1 protein-coding gene is annotated in these 724 nt (G+C 74.2%); it reads right to left on the bottom strand.

All coding sequences use genetic code 11. The features are described 5' to 3' along the window. Positions 1-126 precede the first annotated feature (126 nt). On the bottom strand, positions 127-724 hold a 598-nt coding region (locus ITP53_RS55640; protein ID WP_195903530.1), incomplete at its 5' end, for a LuxR C-terminal-related transcriptional regulator.

A 724-nucleotide genomic window follows, 5' to 3' on the forward strand; every position in this document is an offset into this window, starting at 1 on the left:
GGCGAGACAGATCGGCCCTGAGGCCATCAGGCCGAGTCCGCTGACCATCCGTGTCCGCATGGCGGCCAGGATGGGTGGGCCCGCGTCCCGCCGTCACGGGACATCCGTCCCGGCCGGTCCGGGAAACTATCCGGCTTCGTGCGGGCCGCCGAGACCCGCCTCGCGGGCCCGGACGATCGCGGCCGACCGGTCGGGTACGTGCAGCTTGGTCAGGATGTTCGAGACGTGGTTGCGCACGGTCTTGGCGCTGACGTCGAGCCGGTGGGCGATCGCCGCGTTGCCCATCCCGCGGGCGAGGAGCTCCAGCACCTGGTGCTCGCGCTCGGTGAGCTGGGGGAACGGGGACGCCGTCGCGACGCGGGCGAAGTGGGCGAGCATCTGCGCGGCCACGCCGGCGCCGAACACCGCCTCACCGCGGGCGACCGCGCGCACCGCGGCCACGATCTCTTCGCCGCCCGTGCCCTTGAGCGCGTACCCGTGGGCGCCCGCGCGCAGGGCCGCCAGGATGTTCTCGTCGTCGTCGTACATCGTCAGGATCAGCGATCGGGTGGGCAGCCCGGCGGCGCCCATACGGGCGATCACCGTGAGCCCGTCGCCGTCGGGCATGTTGACATCGAGCACGGCGACGTCGGGCCGGTGCTCGACGGCCAGGCTCAGCGCGGCGGCGCCGGTGGCGGCGACGCCCACCACCGTCATCCCGGGCTCGGCGTCCAGCACCGCCCGC

The organism is Nonomuraea cypriaca (assembly GCF_015645445.1).
Lineage (GTDB): Bacteria > Actinomycetota > Actinomycetes > Streptosporangiales > Streptosporangiaceae > Nonomuraea > Nonomuraea cypriaca.